This window comes from Actinokineospora globicatena (assembly GCF_024171945.1).
Taxonomy (GTDB): Bacteria; Actinomycetota; Actinomycetes; order Mycobacteriales; family Pseudonocardiaceae; genus Actinokineospora; species Actinokineospora globicatena.
Genome location: NZ_JAMTCR010000005.1, coordinates 148,944 through 165,428 on the forward strand (window position 1 = coordinate 148,944; position 16,485 = coordinate 165,428).

The window sequence follows — 16,485 nt, forward strand, 5'->3', positions numbered from 1 at the left end:
TTTGACACCTCCTCCGGGCGGTCGGTAGGTTCGCAGGCGCGGTGCACGCCAGTGTCGTCGTTCGCCCGGGGGACCAACACCGACGATGCCGGAGAGTGTGTGCCGATGAGCGTGCCGTTGAACTCGGTCGTGGCCGAGGTGACCGCCAGGATCGCCGCCCGCAGCACCGGGAGCCGGTCGGACTACCTGCGCCGGATGGCCGCGGCCGTGCCACCGGGGCCGATGCGCGCGGGGCTCGGGTGCAGCAATCTTGCGCACGGGTTCGCCGCTTGCGCCGGACCGGACCGGTTAGCGGTCAAGGCGGTCAGCGTCCCCGGGGTGGCCATCGTGTCCGCCTACAACGACATGCTCTCCGCGCACCAGCCGTTCCACGAGTTCCCGGCGTGGATCAAGGACGCCGCGCGGCAGGCCGGGGGCGTCGCCCAGTTCGCCGGTGGGGTGCCCGCGATGTGCGACGGCATCACCCAGGGCCGACCGGGCATGGAGCTCTCGCTGTTCAGCCGCGAGGTCATTGCGATGGCCACCGGGGTAGCGCTCTCGCACGACATGTTCGACGCAACGTTGCTGCTCGGGGTGTGCGACAAGATCGTTCCCGGGCTGCTGATCGGGGCGCTGGCGTTCGGCCACCTGCCCGCGATCCTGGTGCCTGCCGGCCCGATGGCCTCCGGGCTGCCCAACGGCGAGAAGGCCCGCGTCCGGCAGGCGTTCGCCGAGGGGAAGGCGACCCGCGACGACCTGCTCGCCGCCGAGTCCGCCTCGTACCACTCGCCCGGGACCTGCACGTTCTACGGCACCGCAAACTCCAACCAGCTCGTCGTCGAGGTCATGGGCCTGCACCTGCCGGGGGCCAGCTTCATCCCGCCCGGCACCCCGCTGCGCCGCGCGGTGACCGAGGCCGCCGCCCGCCGGGCCGTCGAGATCACCGCGCACGGCACCCAGTACACGCCGATCTCGCAGGTGGTCGACGAGCGCTCGGTGGTCAACGGGGTGATCGCCCTGCTCGCAACGGGAGGGTCCACGAACCACACGTTGCACCTGGTGGCCATCGCCGCCGCAGCGGGGATCCAGCTGACGTGGGACGACTTCTCGGACCTGTCGGCGGTGGTGCCGTTGCTCGCCCGCGTGTACCCGAACGGAACGGCCGACATCAACCACTTCGTTGCGGCAGGCGGCGTCCAGTTGCTGATCGGCGAGCTGCTCGACGCCGGGTTGCTGCACGGCGACGTGTCCACTGTGGCCGGTCCGGGACTGGACCGGTACCGGCAGGAACCGGTGCTGGACAACGGGGTCCTGCGGTGGCGCGACGGGTTGCGGGAGTCGGGCGACCTGGACGTCCTGCGGCCGGTCGCGTCGCCGTTCGCTGCGGACGGCGGGCTGCGGATGCTGTCGGGCAACCTGGGGCGCGCGGTGATCAAGGTGTCCGCTGTCGCTGTCGAGCACCGGGTCGTTGAGGCGCCCGCGCGGGTGTTCACGACGCAGGAGGCCGTGGCCGAGGCGTTCCGGGCGGGGGAGCTGGACCGGGACGTGGTGATCGTGTTGCGGCAGCAGGGTCCTCGGGCGAACGGGATGCCGGAGCTGCACGGGCTGACGCCGTCGCTGAGCGCGGTGATGAGCCGGGGGCACCGGGTGGCGCTGGTTACGGACGGTCGCATGTCCGGGGCTTCGGGCAAGATCCCGGCCGCGATCCACTGCACCCCCGAGGCGGCTTCCGGCGGCCCGATCTCACTGATCCGCGACGGCGACCTGGTGCGGCTGGATGCGAATAGTGGGCGGGTAGATGTGCTGGTCGACGCGGACGTGCTCGCGGCGCGGACTCCTGCCGACGAGCCCGCCGCGCCGTGGACCGGGACTGGGCGGGAGCTTTTCGCTGCCCTGCGACATGCCGTTGGCCCCGCTGACCATGGCGCAAGCGTTTTCGGCCCGGCCTACGCAGCCGACCTCGTCCCGTCGACCTGAGCTGGAGCCCGGACATGAGCCTGCTTGATCTGTCACCAGTTGTCCCGGTCGTGGTCCTGCACGACGTCGCTCACGCGGTACCGCTCGCCGAGGCCCTGGTTCGCGGGGGCGTGCGGATCATCGAGGTCACTCTGCGTACTTCCGCGGCCCTGGAGTCCATCCGCCGGATCGCGGACGAGGTCCCAGACGCCGTCGTGGGCGCTGGCACCGTGACGGCTCCGTCGCACGCAGCCGCCGCCTTGGACGCCGGTGCCCGGTTCTTGGTCACGCCCGGCACGACGGACTCGGTGCTGGCGGCCGCCGCCGACACCGGCCTCCCTGTCCTCCCCGGCGCCGCCACCGTCTCCGAAGCCATGCGCCTCGCCGAACTCGGCTACCAGGAACTCAAGTTCTTCCCCGCCGAAGCCGCAGGCGGCATCCCATTCCTCAAGTCCATCGCGGGGCCCCTGCCGGCTCTCCGCTTCTGCCCCACCGGCGGCATCACCCCGGCTACCGCTGCTGCCTACCTCGCGCTCTCGAACGTCGCATGCGTGGGCGGGAGTTGGCTCACCTCAGATCCGGCCGACGTTGTTGGCATCGAGCACTCCGCCCGGGCTGCGGCGGCGCTCGCCTGACACTGGGAAGCCTTGCTGGTTGGGGCTTTCCGGTCTTCCTGGTGCCCGCTGGAAGTTCCGTCTTCTGGGTGACAGAAGTTGTCCACATGTGGATCTCTGCGCCCCTGGTTTCAAGATCGACTGTCGGGGGGTCCTTGTAGACTGGACCAGGGCCGCCCCCCGGAGAGGGTGGGGGCTGGGCGGGGGTGGGACCGCGCGCGGGCGCGAAGCGGCTGGGCGGGGTTGTCTGCGTGCGCGGGCGCGAAGTGGTGGGTGGCGTAAGAGCGGTTGTGGCGGTTGCCCGCGCGCAGTCCCGAACTCGACGTCAGTTATCTGCATCGGATCCAGGGCGCTCTGCGGGTTCCGGCCTGAGGGGCGTGGAAGTGTGCACCCGCCAGGTGAGGGGGAGTGCGATCAGGGCTACCGCCTGGATTGTGAGTAGTGCCGCGACAATGCCCCAATGGTCCGCGATCAGGCCTGCGGTTAAGGCGACGAGGGCGTAGAGCGCGCTGCCGAGTAGTGCCGTGAGGGAGCCCATCGTGGCGCGTTGGTGGGGGGTGAACGCGCGTTGGAGCAGGGTCTGCTGGGCGGTGGTCGACATGCCGTAGGCCGGTGAGCCGAGGAGCAGGGGCGAGAACACCGTCGGCTTGATCAGGGCCACGGTGTTCACCGAGGCGTCGAGTAGTTCGCTGGAGAGCAGGGTGCGGGTCGGGCCCAGTCGGTTGATCACCCAGCCGCTCGTGCGGAAGCTGATGAAGGCCATGCCGTGGCCGAAGGTGCGCCACAGGCCCAGCGCCCACAGGGGCCACAGGCCAGCCACGAACACGGGTGACAGTTGGGCCGCGCTCTCGCTGCTGTACCGGAGCGCCGACACCAGGGTCATTCGGCGCAGGACCGGGTCGCGGCGGACGCCCCGCAGGGCCGAGCCGAGGTGTGCCAGCGCGGTCGACTCCAGTGGGCCGTGCAGCCGTGGTTCCCGGACCCGCAGGGCGACGAGCACGCACAGCACCTGCGGCACGACCGACACCGCGACCACCGCGCGCAGCGACCACGCGCCCGCGAGTACGCCTCCTATTGGCGCTGCCAGGGCAAGTGCGATCTGGAACATCGAGTTCACCCGGCCCGAGTGCCGAGGGAACTCCTCCTCCCGGCCCGCTTCGACCAAGGTGTCGTAGAGCAGGGACTCGTTGTTGCCGCTCCACAGCGACGTCGCCAGCCCCTCCAGCACGACCGCCGCCAGCAGGAGGCCGTAGCCCGACGCGCAGGCGTACCCGACGTGCGCGGCGACCATGACGACGGCTCCGGCGATCATCGTGCCGCGTCGGCCAAGGCGGTCGGAGAGCAGACCGGTGGGGACTTCGAACGCCGCCGAGGACAGCGTCTTCACGGCCAAGAGGCTGGCGGCCGCGGTGTACGAGCCGGTGACCTGCGCGAAGTAGATGACCATGATCGGTCCGTACAGGCGGAAGTCGCCGAGGAAGTTGAACCAGCCCAGCAGGCGGACGGTCTGATCAGCGGCGTTCGGCCTCGGCCTGGACAAGGCCGTGACCCGGGCGTGGAGCAGTGCGGAAAGGCGAGTGAACACAGCAGAACTCTCGGTGAAGGCGGGATTCCGCGGCGCCGTCGACCCTAGCGGCCGGGTGGGGCGGACGGGTCGAGACGGCTGTCGGGTTCCGGTCAGATTGGTTGAGACATCTGACGTTCTCGGCTGGTATTGTGGCTGGCGGCTGCGCACTGGTGCGCGGGGAATGCGGTTAGTGAGCAGTTGTGAGCAGGAAGGGTGGGGCTGGTGTTCGTCGTGCAGGAGATCGCGGGCCAGCCGGGGTGTTGGGGGAGAGTTCGGGGAAGTGCGGTGGCTCGCGCGGGGGAGCGGGTCGCCGTGGTGGGGTGCGGGACCTCCTGGTTCGTGGGGATGGCCTTCGCGGGGTTGCGGGAGGCTCGGGGGCAGGGGTGGACGGACGCGTTCGCGGCTTCTGAGGCGTTGGTGGGGCGCGGGTACGACCGGGTCGTGGTGATCACGCGGTCGGGGACCACCACCGAGGTCGTGGAGCTGCTGGAGCGAACCGACGCGCCCACGACCGTCATCACCGGGGTCGAGGGGTCGCCCGCCGCTGAGGCCGCCGACGAGGTCGTGCTGCTGGACTTCGCCGACGAGAAGTCGGTCGTGCAGACCCAGTTCGCGACCACGGCCCTGGCCTACTTGCGGGCCTCCCTTGGCGAAGACCTCGGACCGGTGATCGACGACGCGTACCAGGCGCTCAGCCTCGACCTGGGCGACCTCCCCGAAGCCGAGCAGATCACCTTCCTCGGACAGGGCTGGACCGTCGGCCTGGCGCACGAGGCCGCCCTCAAGGCACGGGAAGCGGCGGGGCTCTGGACCGAGTCGTACCCGGCCATGGAGTACCGCCACGGCCCCATCAGCATCGCCCAACCAGGGCGGGTCACCTGGATGTTCGGCCAGGCACCGGACGGGCTCGCCGACGACATCGCCAAGACCGGCGCCCGGTACGTCGACAGCGACCTGGACCCCATGGCGCACCTGGTGCTCGCCCAGCGGGTCGCGGTCGCGGCGGCCACCCGGCGCGGGCTCGACCCGGACCGGCCGCGCAACCTCACCCGCTCCGTCGTCCTCGGCGCCTGACGTGCCCCTGGTCCCCACCGCCGCCATCCTCGACGCCGCGGCCGGTCACGGTGTCGGGGCGTTCAACGTCATCCAGGTCGAGCACGCCCAGGCCATCGTCGCCGGGGCCGAGCGCGCCGGGACCGCCGTGGTGCTGCAGATCAGCGAGAACTGCGTGCGCTACCACGGTGACCTGGAGCCGATCGCGCTCGCGACGCTGGCGGTCGCCCGGCTCGCCGACGTGCCGGTCGCGGTGCACCTCGACCACGTCGAGCGCACCGAATTGGTGGAGGAGGGCATCCGCCTCGGCGTCGGCTCGATCATGTTCGACGCGTCCAAGCTGCCCTACCGGGACAACGTCGCGCTGACGGCGGCGGTCGTGCGCCGGTGCCGCGCCGAGGGCATCCCGGTGGAGGCCGAGCTGGGCGAGATCGGCGGCAAGGACGGCGCGCACGCCCCCGGCGCGCGGACCGACCCGGGCGAGGCCGCCGCGTTCGTCGCCGAGACCGGGGTGGACGCGCTCGCCGTCGCGGTCGGCAGCAAGCACGCGATGCTCACCAGGGACGCCGAGCTGGACCTGGCGCTGATCGCCGCCATCCACGCCGCGGTGCCGGTCCCGCTGGTGCTGCACGGGTCCTCCGGCGTGCCGGACGAACTGCTCGCCGACGCCGTGCGCGCGGGCATCACGAAGGTCAACATCGCCACCCGGCTCAACGCGGTGTTCACCGCCGCGGTGCGCGCCGGGCTGGCCGCCGAACCGTCCCTCGTGGACACCAGGAAGTACCTCGGACCGGCCCGCGCCGCGGTCGCCGCCGAGGTGGCCGGACTGCTGGGCGTGCTGTGCGCGCTCCCCGCGTGGAAGATCGGGACCCCCGGATGATCCTCACCGTCACCGCCAACCCCGCCCTCGACGTCAGCTACCGCGTCGACAAGCTCCGCCCCGGGCACACGCACCGCATCGGCGCGGTGTTCGAGCGCGCGGGCGGCAAGGGCTTCAACGTCAGCCGGGTGCTGCACGACCAGGGGGTGCCCACCAGGGCGCTCGGCCCGGTCGGCGGCATCCTCGGCGACTCGCTGCGCGCCGACCTGCTCGACGCCGGGCTGCCGCACGACCTGCTGCCGGTGGCCGCCGCGACCCGGATGACCATCGCCGTGGTCGCCGACGAGGCCACGATGTTCAACGAGCCGGGCGGTCCGCTCTCCGCGTTCGACTGGTCGCGGCTGCACGACCTGGTGCGGTCCTACCTCCCGCGCGCGGAGGTGCTGGTCTGCTCGGGCAGCCTGCCGCTGGACGCCCCGGACGAGTCCTATGCGGACTTCGTCGCCTTGGCGGCCGAGTTCCGCGTGCCCACCGTCGTGGACGTCGGTGGTGCCCCGCTGCGGGCCGCGGCCCAGGCTGGCGTGGCCATCGTGAAGCCGAACGCCGAGGAACTCGCCGCCGCCGTGGACGACGACGATCCGTTGGTGGGGGCCAGGGAACTGCGGTCCCTGGGCGCGGAGGCGGTCGTGGTGTCCCTCGGGGCCGACGGCCTGCTCGCCGCGACGCCCGACGGTGAATGGCGCGCGACCCTCCCGCGACCCGTCGTGGGCAACCCGACCGGTGCCGGTGACGCCGCCGTCGCCGCACTCGCCGACGGCCTCCGCCGGGGACTCACCTGGCCCGAGCGGCTGCGCCTCGCCGTCACCTGGGCGGGTGCCGCCGTCGCCGCGCCGCTCGCGGGCACCGTCGACCCCGATGTCCTGCGCGACCTCTACGACCAGGTCGACATCGCGCCCGCCTAGCCCCGTGGGGGTGCCCACTCGTCGGGGTCGCGCGGGGTCGCGCTGACCTACGATGCGCCCGGAGGCGGGAGACGCGATGGGTGAGGCAGTGGAGGAGGAGCCGGACTACCGGTTCACCCTGGCCAACGAGCGCACGTTCCTGGCGTGGGTGCGCACCGCGCTGGCGCTGGTGGCCGGGGGTGTCGCGGTGTGGCAGTACCTGCCGGACATGGGGTGGCCGGTGCTGCGGTCCGGGATCGGGATCGCGCTCGTCGTGCTGGGGACCGTGCTGGCGGGGTTGAGCCACCACCGGTGGCGGGTCACGCAGCGGGCGATGCGGCTCGGCGAGCCGCTGCCCGCCGGACCGCAGGTGCCGCTCGTCGCCGTCGGGGTGAGCGTCGTGGCGGTCGCCGTGCTGGTGCTGGTCGTGGTCGGCCGTTGAGCGCGGGTAGACGCTTGAGCGCGTGTGGACAGTCGAGCGCACGTGGACAGTGGTGTGTGGAGGGTCGGCGGTGACCGCGCCGGACCGGGGTCTGCAGGCTGAGCGGACCCGGCTGGCGTGGACGCGGACCGGGCTGGCGTGTGCCGCCGTCGGGGCGCTGCTGCTGCACGGGGCGAGGACGCCGGTGGCGTTGGGCGCCGGGCTGCTCGTGCTGCTGTGCGCGGCCGGGATGGTCCTGTGTGGAGCGCGCCGCTACCGGGGGCGGGTCACGGAGCTCGCGGGGTGGGTCGGCTTGGTGGCGGTCGTGCCCGGCGCGCTGGCGGTGGTGGCGCTGCTGGTCGGGTCGCGCGGGTGACCCGGGGCCGGTGCGGCACCACCGACCCCGGGCTCGCACTCGCTCGGACACCGCCCCGCCGCAGGAGGGGGCGACGGGCCTCGACGCGGTGTCCGTGAGCCTGGTGCCCGGGAAGTATCCGCTGGTACCCGGCTGGCGGTCCAGCCCTACCACGGGGTAGGAACCCGCCGCCGGTCGCGCTACGCAGTGTGGAGTTCACTCGGAGTGGGCTCACTCGATGGTGGCACAGTCCGCGCGCGCCGGGTGCGCCGAAAGCAAATGTGCGTAACGTGGCACCAATCGGGGAAACCGCAGGTCAGCGTGCTGTCGGCGTCAGGGCCTCCACACGGGACGGGGGAAGCGGCATGGATGGTGTGGCATACCAGCGCGCGCTGGGGCGTGAGTTGCAGCAGTTGCGCATGCGCCGTCGGTGGACTCGGGCGCAGCTGGTGCAGCGGCTGCCGCACGAGCTCTCCGCGCAGGCGCTCGCCTCCTACGAGACCGGCACCCGGTCCTGCACCGTCGTGCGGTTCGTCCAGCTGTGCACCGCGCTGGAGGCCTCGCCGCACGACCTGCTGGAGCGGGTGCACGACCAGGTCAGCCACGAGGAGTACCCGGCGTCGCTGAAGGTCGACCTCACCGAGCTGGCCACCGACGCCCGCCCCGAGCTGGCCCCGGCGCACCGCTGGGCCGCCACCGAGGTCGCCAGGCACGCCGCGAGCACCCGCGACCTCGACATCAGCGCGCTGGAGTCGCTGGCCGCCCTGTGTGGACTGTCCACAGTCGAACTGGTCCGGATGCTGCGCTCCGGCGGCAAGGTCGACCACTAGCGCCGTTCCGGCCGCCATCGTTCGCCCCACCATCGCTGGGGGACGGGCGGGTTGCCGCTGGGCGAACAACGGTTGACCACTTGGGCGGCCCAGCAGGGGGCCCACCTCCGTTGTCCGCCGTGTCGCGGCGTTCGGCGCATATCACCGGTGCCATTCCGTGTTCGGTCCCTCGCGCGATCGCGTCCTGATCGGTACAGCGGGCCGCGCGCACCTCTCCCGGGGGCCGTGCGGGCGGATCTGGAACCGACGCGGGCCCAGCGGTGCAGCGCGCGGGCGATGGCGGCCGGGGAAGCGGCGGCCCGGTCCATTGTCGCCGATTTCGTCCGCTTCGGCGGGGCTGGTGGGGCGGGTGTGGCGGCTTCGTCGCTGCCCGCGACGCGGCGGGCACCGCATGTGCCGCAACGGGTTCCGCCCTGCCCGGGCACCGTGGGTGAATGTGGACCCGGGTCCCGCCGGAAACGTTGCCGAGCACCGGTGACCGTGACCGGATCGGCACGCAGCGTTGGGTTTACGCCCTTTACCGGGGGCCGTGGTGGTGATTTTCCGCCACCACCCGCGAACTAAAGCCAGGAAAAGCGTTACACCTGGTTTCCGAGTTGTGACAATTGGTTGCCCGTCGTTCGGCGTGAGCGTGATGGCAACCGGGTCGACGCCGTGGATTTTTCTCCCGTACACCCCGGAACAAGACGATTCGCACAACACGTCGGGGCGTGCCTGTTGATGGGAGAAACCCGATGGCTGTCGCTCGCTTCCAGATCTACAGATCCGCCGACGACGCGGTGACGTGGCGCTTCCTCTCCGCCAACAACCGCAGCCTCGGCCAAGCGGCGCAGCGGTTCGTCGACGCGGACGCGTGTTCACGGGCGATGGTGGAACTGCGCGCCAAGCTCACCGAGATTTCCGCCACCACGGCCCGGGAGACGCCGTCGCAACTGTGGTCGTGGCGGGTTCGGCTCGCAGGCCTCGATCTGGCGGTGTCCTCGCGGAAGTACCACCGGCGGGTCCAGGCGCAGTACGCCTGCCGCAGTTTCCTCGGCCTCGTCGCCGATGCCCAACTCGCCGACCTCCCGCGCGTGGTGCATTTCTGATGCTCGGAACCGCCTATTCCAGGCGCAGCCATTCGGCCTATCCGGGCGAGGGGAATCGCGGGCGTTCGTCCGTTGTTCACACCTGGATCCGGATGCGGCCAACTGGGCGGGTTTGGCTATCGCCCATAACCCAGTCCGCGATTCGGAGCAACCCCAGATGACCGAGTTGACGAGCGCGCCCGAGCGGGTCGCGGTCGCCGAGGCACCGCGCAGGCGGGTGTCGCCGCCCGGCGGGATCGACCGGGTGTTCCGCACCGTGCTGCGCGGCGCCGGGTTCACCGTGCTCGCCCTGATGGCCACGGTCGGCGTCTTCCTGCTCATCCGCGGCCTCGGCGCGTTCTCCAGCGCGGGCTTCGGCTTCGTCACCACCCAGGCGTGGCAGCCGGACTCGGGCAACTTCGGCATCGCCGCGGTGCTGGTCGGCACGCTGCTGATCGCCTCGGTGGCGCTGGTGGTCGCCTTCCCGCTGGCCACCGGCATGGCCCTCTACATCTCCGAGTACGCGCCGCGCCGCGTCCGCGGGTTCTTCACCAGCCTGATCGACCTGATGGCCGCGGTGCCCAGCGTGGTCTACGGCCTGTTCGGCTCCACCCTGCTGCAGTGGAAGGGCACCGACATCCCGAAGTGGCTGTCCATCCAGTTCGGCTGGATCCCCTTCCTTGACGTGCCGGAGGCCGACCCGGACAACCCGCTCTCGCCCAACGGGGTCTACATGACCTCCACGTTCTGGGCCGGCCTGGTGGTCGGGTTCATGATCATGCCGTTCATCTGCTCGGTGATGCGCGAGTCGTTCACCCAGGCGCCGCAGGGCGAGCGGGAGGGCGCCTTCGCGCTCGGCTCGACCCGCTGGGGCATGATCCGCAGCGTCGTGCTGCCCTTCGGCCGCTCCGGCATGATCGGCGGCACCATGCTCGGCCTCGGCCGGGCGCTCGGCGAGACCATCGCGGTCGCCATGATCATCTCGCCGGTGTTCGTGATCCAGCCGCACATCCTGGGCTCCGGCGCGAACTCGGTCTCCGCGCTGATCGCCCAGCAGTGGGGATCGGCGAGCCCGTTCGGCCTCGGCGCGCTGATGGCCGCGGGCCTCGCGCTGTTCATGCTGACCCTGGTGGTCAACTTCGCCGCCTCCGCGGTCATCGCCCGCAGCCGGTCCGGCCAGGGGAGTGACGCCTGATGTCCACAGTGGAGCAGACGCCGATGGAGCAGCCCACCGCGCAGCAGGGCCAGGCGCGGCACAGCGCGGCGCAGCAGCAGGAGACGACGCGGGAGATCCCGGCGTACCAGGGTGGTGCCGCCTTCATCGGCCAGGTCACCACCCGGCCGCCGGGACCGCCGCGGGTGGGCCCGCCGGAGGTCCGCCGCGACACCAGGACCATCCGCCGCACCGACATCGTGGCCGCGTTCGGCGCGCTGGTCGCCGCCGCGGCGCTGACCGGGGTGCTGTTCGACCAGATCGCCCCGTTCTCCGGCGTGGTCGGCTTCATCGCCATCGCCTACCCGCTGTTCCTGGCGATCTACGCGCTGCTGGTGTCGCTGGAGGAGAGCGCGCTGACGGTGCGCGACAAGGTCGTCTCCGCCGTCGTGCACAGCACGGCCGTCATCGCCGTCGGCGCGCTCGGCGCGATCATCTTCTACCCCATCTGGATGGGCTGGGACGCGCTGTGGAAGTCCAACTTCTACACCGAGGACATGGCCGACGCGGGCACCCTCGACCCGCTCGAGCTCGGCGGCATCCTGCACGCCATCGTCGGCACGCTGGAGCAGATCAGCATCGCGCTCGTCATCACCGTGCCGCTCGGGCTGGCCACCGCGGTGTTCCTCAACGAGACCAGGGGCGTGTTCACCCGGCTGGTGCGGACCGTGGTGGAGGCGATGACCGCGCTGCCCTCCATCGTGGCGGGCCTGTTCGTCTACGCCTCGCTGATCCTGCTGCTCGGCTTCCAGCGCTCCGGGTTCGCGGCGGGCACCGCGATCAGCATCATGATGCTGCCGATCATGATCAGGGCCGCTGACGTGGTGCTGCGGCTGGTGCCCAGCTCGCTGCGCGAGGCCTCGCTCGCGCTGGGCACCGGGCAGCTGCGGACGGTGTGGCACGTGGTGCTGCCGACCGCGCGCTCCGGCCTGACCACCAGCGTGCTGCTGGCCACCGCCCGCGGCGTCGGCGAGACCTCGCCGGTGCTCATCGCCGCCGGGTTCACCCCCTACCTCAACGCCAACCCGTTCGTCGACGCCCAGGTCTCGCTGCCGCTGGCGACCTACCAGATGGTCGGCTCGTCCGAGGAGACCATGCAGACCAGGGCCTTCGGCGCCGCGACGGTGCTGATCGTGCTGGTGCTCGTGCTGTTCGTCCTGGCCAGGGTGCTCGGCGGCCGGGGGGCTGGCGCGCTGTCCAACGGCCAACTCCGCCGCAGGGCGCGGGCCTCGGCGCGCGACCGCGAGCGCTACATCGCCACCGCCGCGGCCCGGTCCGGCCCCCAGCCCGCTGATCGGTCCGACCTCCCGCCCGCCGCTCGGTCCGACTTCCCGCCCGCTGACCAGCAGCACCCCAACCCGGAGCAAGGAGTTCTGCCATGACCCCCCAGGGACGCACGCGCGGGCGGGTGGTGGGCCTGCTCACCACGCTCGGCGTGCTCGTCACCGTCGTGGTCGGGTTCGCCCCGACCGCGTCCGCCCAGGGCTACGTGCCGATCAGCGGCTCCGGGTCGACGTGGAGCTTCAACGCCCTCGACCAGTGGCGCAAGAACGTCCAGCAGTTCGGCATCCGGATCAACTTCTCCGGCACCGGCTCGACCGACGGCCGCAACCAGTTCAAGGCCAACCAGGTCGACTTCGCCGTCTCCGAGATCCCCTACGGGCTCACCGACGGCGGCGTCCGCGACGACCCGCCCAAGGACGGCAATTTCGCCTACATGCCGATCGTGGCCGGTGGCACCTCGCTGATGTACAACCTGAACATCGGTGGCAAGCGGGTGACGAACCTGCGGCTCTCCGGCGAGACCGTCACCAAGGTGTTCACCCGCAAGATCACCATGTGGAACGACCCGGCGATCGCCGCGGACAACCCGGCGCTGAGCCTGCCCGCCCGGCAGATCCTGCCGGTGGTGCGCAGCGACGGCTCCGGCTCCACCGCGCAGTTCACCAGCTACCTGGCCGACCAGCACGGCGGGCTGTGGGACGAGTTCTGCGCCAAGGCGGGCCGCAAGACCCCGTGCGGGTTCACCTCCAGCTTCCCCGCCTACGCGGGCATCGTCGGCCAGGTCGGCTCGATCGGCGTGGCGAACTACGTGCGGCAGGCGCAGAGCGACGGCGCGATCACCTACGTCGAGTACTCCTACGCCAAGAACGCCGGGTTCCCGGTGGCGAAGCTGCTCAACAAGAGCGGCTACTTCATCGCGCCCACCGCGCAGGCCGTCGCCGTCGGGTTGCTGCAGGCGCAGATCGACCCCAACGACCTGACCCAGAAGCTGCAGGGCGTCTACAACTCGTCGGACAACCGCACGTACCCGATGTCGAGCTACAGCTACATGATCTTGCCGACGGCGGTGAAGGGCAACTTCAACGAGCTCAAGGGCAAGACGCTGTCCGACTTCGCCTACTACTTCCTCTGCGAGGGCCAGCAGCAGGCCGAGCGGCTCGGGTTCTCCCCGCTGCCGATCAACCTGGTGACCGCGGGCCTCAAGCAGGTGGAGCGGATCCCCGGGTCGACCAAGAAGCCGACCGACATCTCCAAGTGCAACAACCCGACCTTCTCCACCAACGGTTCCAACACGCTGGCCGAGACCGCGCCGCGGCCACCGGACTGCGACAAGCTCGGCGCGACCGTCCAGTGCGACGCCACCGGCAAGGCCGTCACCAAGAAGGGCGCCGCCGCCGCCAAACCCACCACCGGTGCGGGCGCGGTCAAGCCCGGGGACACCGCACCCGGCGCGGCCGAGACCCCCGGGGCGGACAAAGCCGCGGCGGACACCGGCGAGGACGGGGAAGCGTCCGGCGAGGCGACCGAGGACGGCGGCGACGGCAGTGGTGGCGGCGCGAGCCTGTCGGCCGTCCCGGTGTCGGTGGACCTGCCGCAGGACGACGGCACGTTGCTCATCGTGGTCGCCGCGGTGCTGATGGTGGTGCTGGTCGCCGGACCGCCGCTGGTGGCCAGGCTGATGCGGGGCAAGGGATGACCATGATCGGACAACGGGTGGCGCGCCTGCTGCTCGCGGCGCTGGTGCTGGCCAGCGGCGGCGCGCTGATGGTGCCGACCGCGGCGGCCGCGCAGACCACGACCCCGCCCGCGCCCTCGGCGGTGACCGTGCGCGGGTCGGGCGAGTTCGCCGCGCTGGAGTTCACGGTCGCCCAGACCAAGGGCCTGATCAACCAGACGGTGCGCCTGACCTGGAAGGGCGGGGTACCGACCGACGGCAAGCGCGGCTACAACTTCCTGCAGATCATGCAGTGCTGGGGCGACGACGCGACCGGGCCGCGCCGCGAGCAGTGCCAGTACGGCACGCCGCTCGCGGCGAGCTACCAGGCCGCCGCGACCTGGTCGCGGTCGTTGTCGGTGACCCCGAAGAAGCTCCCGCCCACCCAGGAGGAGCGCGACGGCCTGCTCATCGACCCGCTGGAGCTGACCAAGCAGCAGGAGGAGAAGCCGGGGTCGGCCACCTACCTGCCCTTCGTCCCGGTCGAGGCCTCCGGCCCGCCGACCAAGCCGAGCGAGCCCGGCTACGGCCTGTACTACGACGCCAACACCACCAACGAGGTGCAGACGGGCGTCACCAGGGAGGACGGCCGGGGCGAGCTCGACTTCGAGGTCCAGACCACGTTGGAGGCGCCCGGCCTCGACTGCGGCAGGCTGCGCACCACCGGCCCGGACGCGGGCAAGGCGCGGCACTGCTGGCTGGTCGTGGTCCCGCGCGGGGACACCGAGGTCAACGGCAAGAAGGTCACCGTCCCCACCCCGCAGGGCGGGCACCTGCACGACTACCTCGACTCCTCGCCGCTGAGCCAGACCAACTGGAACAAGCGGCTCAGCCCGATCCGGCTCGACTTCGAGCCGGTCGGCCAGTCCTGCCCGCTGGGCAAGGCGGAGCGCCCGCTCAGCGGCAACGAGTTCGTCGCCGACGCGGTGCTGCGCTGGCAGCCCGCGCTGTGCTCCAACGACGGCCCGGTGTTCGGCTTCGTCCAGATGCCCGACCGGCAGGCCCGCGACCTGCTCGGCGGCGACGACCCGGGCATGGTGTTCCTGGCCAAGCCCGCGGCCAGGGGATCGATGATCGACGACCGGGCGCTGGTCTACGCGCCGGTGTCGGTCTCGGCCTACACGGTCGCGTTCATCGTCGAGCGCCAGCCGCCGGGGGACGCGCCGGACAACATCAAGGTCGACGACGGCAAGGCCTTCGACCAGCTCAAGCTCACACCCCGGTTGGTCGCCAAGCTCATCACCCAGTCCTACGGCAACGCCGTTCCCGGGCTGCCCGACTACCTCAAGGGCAACCCGACCCGGTTGAGCCAGGACGAGGACTTCCTCACGCTCAACCCGCAGGTCCGGCCGTACACGTCGCTGGACATGCTCACGGTGGACGCCCTGCTGTCCTCTGTGGACATGGACGCCACCGAGTCGCTGTGGGAGTGGCTGCTCGGTGACGCCGAGGCCAAGGCCTGGCTCAGCGGCACGCCGGACCAGTGGGGCATGAAGGTCAACAAGAACTACCTCGCCCTGGCGCTGCCCGCGCAGAACTTCCCCAAGGCGGACCTGAGCTGCCAGGTCAAGACGCTCAACGGGCTGATCGCGGAGTTCTGCGCCAACACCCGCCGCCCGCTGGCCGCCGACATGCACGAGGCGGGCCGGTCGGTCAACCGCGGCGACAGCCTCGGCCGCGAGCCCAACGGGGTGCGCGACCTCAACGACCGCACACGCTCGGCCCTGGGCAAGCTCGGCCGCTCGGTGGTGGGCAAGCGCGCCATGCTGGCCATCGTCGACACCGCGACCGCGCGCCGCTACGGACTGACCGAGGCCCTGCTGCGCAACCCGGCGGGCGAGTTCGTCGCGCCGACCGACGAGGCGGTGCTGGCCGGGGTCGCCGAGATGACCGCGAGCGACACGCCGGGGGTGAAGGTCACCAACCCCCGGTCGACCGCCAAGGGCGCCTACCCGTTGCCCGCGCTCACCTACGCCGCGACCGCGCCGTCGATGCTCACCAAGGACTCCGGCAAGGACTACGCGCGGTTGCTGCGCTACGTCACCACCTCCGGGCAGACGCCGGGTGAGGGCGCGGGCAAGCTCCCCGCGGGCTACGTGCCGCTCCCGCAGGCCCTGCGCGACCAGGCCGACGCCACCGCGGCGGTCGTCGAGCGGGACGCGGGCATCAAGCCGCCGGTCGAACCGGGGCCCGCGCAGGGGGAGTCCGACGTGGACAGCGGGTCCGAGTCCGGTTCGGACCAGCCCGACACCTCGACCCCCGCTCCCGACGCCGAGACCGGTGCGCCCGCTCCCGCTCCGGCGCCCACGCCCGCCGCGGACGCCAAGCCGTCGGAGGACAAGAGCACACCCGTCGCGCAGAGCAAGTACACGCCGTCCACCCCGGTCACCTGGGTGCTGCGCTACCTGCTCGCCGGGCTGCTGATCACCGGTGGTCTCACCGCCGCGGCCGGTCCGGTGCTGACCAGGCTCGGCGCGCGGGCGAGGGTCGGGTGAGTCCGGGTGGCACCGCCGGTAGTCCGACGGTCACTGTCCAGAGTGGACAGTCTGTTGCCAATGACCTGTTCGCCTGCCAGCCATGTTCCGGTGCCCAGGGCGACAACCGCGCCGCGATACACCCGGTGTGCGGACGATCCGGCCGCGGATCGCCCGGGTGTGACGAGGGGGTGAGG

General features: G+C 71.6%; 14 protein-coding genes. 13 read left to right on the top strand and 1 reads right to left on the bottom strand.

Going from position 1 to position 16,485, the window contains the following annotated elements; translation table 11 throughout:
- Window positions 1-105: 105 nt before the first annotated feature.
- Together edd and eda are read left to right on the top strand one after the other, a co-directional pair.
- On the top strand, window positions 106-1,956 hold the full coding sequence (gene edd / locus LV79_RS24305; RefSeq protein WP_253840564.1) for a phosphogluconate dehydratase: 1,851 nt from the start codon (window positions 106-108) through the stop codon (window positions 1,954-1,956).
- Between the two features lie 14 nt (window positions 1,957-1,970).
- Window positions 1,971-2,570 (top strand): bifunctional 4-hydroxy-2-oxoglutarate aldolase/2-dehydro-3-deoxy-phosphogluconate aldolase, encoded by a 600-nt coding sequence (gene eda / locus LV79_RS24310; protein WP_253840565.1) that lies wholly within the window; start codon window positions 1,971-1,973, stop codon window positions 2,568-2,570.
- 304 nt (window positions 2,571-2,874) lie between these two features.
- Here the strand turns inward: eda and LV79_RS24315 are convergent, their stop codons facing one another.
- Complete coding sequence (locus LV79_RS24315) at window positions 2,875-4,134, bottom strand: MFS transporter (protein ID WP_253840566.1); 1,260 nt, start codon at window positions 4,132-4,134, stop codon at window positions 2,875-2,877.
- A gap of 195 nt (window positions 4,135-4,329) precedes the next feature.
- On the opposite strand from LV79_RS24315, the gene LV79_RS24320 reads away from it, so the two are divergent.
- From LV79_RS24320 to LV79_RS24370, 11 genes are all read left to right on the top strand, one after another.
- A complete protein-coding gene (locus LV79_RS24320) occupies window positions 4,330-5,190 on the top strand; it encodes an SIS domain-containing protein (protein WP_372495440.1) in 861 nt (286 codons plus the stop codon).
- A gap of 1 nt (window position 5,191) precedes the next feature.
- A complete protein-coding gene (locus LV79_RS24325) occupies window positions 5,192-6,049 on the top strand; it encodes a class II fructose-bisphosphate aldolase (protein ID WP_253840567.1) in 858 nt (285 codons plus the stop codon).
- On the top strand, window positions 6,046-6,951 hold the full coding sequence (locus LV79_RS24330) for a 1-phosphofructokinase family hexose kinase (RefSeq protein WP_253840568.1): 906 nt from the start codon (window positions 6,046-6,048) through the stop codon (window positions 6,949-6,951). The genes LV79_RS24325 and LV79_RS24330 overlap by 4 nt, the downstream gene beginning before the upstream one ends.
- Before the next feature lie 76 nt (window positions 6,952-7,027).
- Window positions 7,028-7,372, top strand: coding sequence for a YidH family protein (locus tag LV79_RS24335; RefSeq protein WP_253840569.1), 345 nt, complete (start codon window positions 7,028-7,030; stop codon window positions 7,370-7,372).
- A 70-nt stretch (window positions 7,373-7,442) separates the two neighbouring features.
- Window positions 7,443-7,727, top strand: a complete 285-nt coding sequence (locus LV79_RS24340) for a DUF202 domain-containing protein (RefSeq protein ID WP_253840570.1) — start codon at window positions 7,443-7,445, stop codon at window positions 7,725-7,727.
- A 344-nt stretch (window positions 7,728-8,071) separates the two neighbouring features.
- The gene (locus tag LV79_RS24345) at window positions 8,072-8,536 is read left to right on the top strand and encodes a helix-turn-helix domain-containing protein (protein WP_253840571.1); all 465 of its coding nucleotides are present in this window, start codon (window positions 8,072-8,074) and stop codon (window positions 8,534-8,536) included.
- A 734-nt stretch (window positions 8,537-9,270) separates the two neighbouring features.
- Window positions 9,271-9,624 carry a hypothetical protein gene (locus LV79_RS24350; RefSeq protein WP_253840572.1) on the top strand — a complete coding sequence of 118 codons (354 nt, stop codon included), beginning with the start codon at window positions 9,271-9,273 and terminating at the stop codon, window positions 9,622-9,624.
- Window positions 9,625-9,781: 157 nt separating this feature from the next.
- Window positions 9,782-10,798 carry a phosphate ABC transporter permease subunit PstC gene (pstC, locus tag LV79_RS24355; protein ID WP_253840573.1) on the top strand — a complete coding sequence of 339 codons (1,017 nt, stop codon included), beginning with the start codon at window positions 9,782-9,784 and terminating at the stop codon, window positions 10,796-10,798.
- Entirely contained in the window at window positions 10,798-12,198 is a 1,401-nt protein-coding gene (pstA, locus tag LV79_RS24360; RefSeq protein WP_253840574.1) for a phosphate ABC transporter permease PstA, read from the top strand. Before pstC ends, pstA begins: the two co-directional genes overlap by 1 nt.
- Window positions 12,195-13,796, top strand: coding sequence for a phosphate ABC transporter substrate-binding protein PstS (gene pstS, locus LV79_RS24365; RefSeq protein WP_253840575.1), 1,602 nt, complete (start codon window positions 12,195-12,197; stop codon window positions 13,794-13,796). The genes pstA and pstS overlap by 4 nt, the downstream gene beginning before the upstream one ends.
- 2 nt (window positions 13,797-13,798) lie before the next feature.
- Complete coding sequence (locus tag LV79_RS24370) at window positions 13,799-16,309, top strand: hypothetical protein (protein WP_253840576.1); 2,511 nt, start codon at window positions 13,799-13,801, stop codon at window positions 16,307-16,309.
- Window positions 16,310-16,485: the final 176 nt, after the last annotated feature.

Coding starts and splice junctions, on each gene's coding strand:
- edd (WP_253840564.1), top strand. CDS start 106: ATGAGCGTGCCGTTGAACTCGGTCGTGGCCGAGGTGACCGCCAGGATC.
- eda (WP_253840565.1), top strand. CDS start 1,971: ATGAGCCTGCTTGATCTGTCACCAGTTGTCCCGGTCGTGGTCCTGCAC.
- LV79_RS24330 (WP_253840568.1), top strand. CDS start 6,046: ATGATCCTCACCGTCACCGCCAACCCCGCCCTCGACGTCAGCTACCGC.
- LV79_RS24335 (WP_253840569.1), top strand. CDS start 7,028: ATGGGTGAGGCAGTGGAGGAGGAGCCGGACTACCGGTTCACCCTGGCC.
- LV79_RS24345 (WP_253840571.1), top strand. CDS start 8,072: ATGGATGGTGTGGCATACCAGCGCGCGCTGGGGCGTGAGTTGCAGCAG.
- LV79_RS24350 (WP_253840572.1), top strand. CDS start 9,271: ATGGCTGTCGCTCGCTTCCAGATCTACAGATCCGCCGACGACGCGGTG.
- pstC (WP_253840573.1), top strand. CDS start 9,782: ATGACCGAGTTGACGAGCGCGCCCGAGCGGGTCGCGGTCGCCGAGGCA.
- pstA (WP_253840574.1), top strand. CDS start 10,798: ATGTCCACAGTGGAGCAGACGCCGATGGAGCAGCCCACCGCGCAGCAG.
- pstS (WP_253840575.1), top strand. CDS start 12,195: ATGACCCCCCAGGGACGCACGCGCGGGCGGGTGGTGGGCCTGCTCACC.
- LV79_RS24370 (WP_253840576.1), top strand. CDS start 13,799: ATGATCGGACAACGGGTGGCGCGCCTGCTGCTCGCGGCGCTGGTGCTG.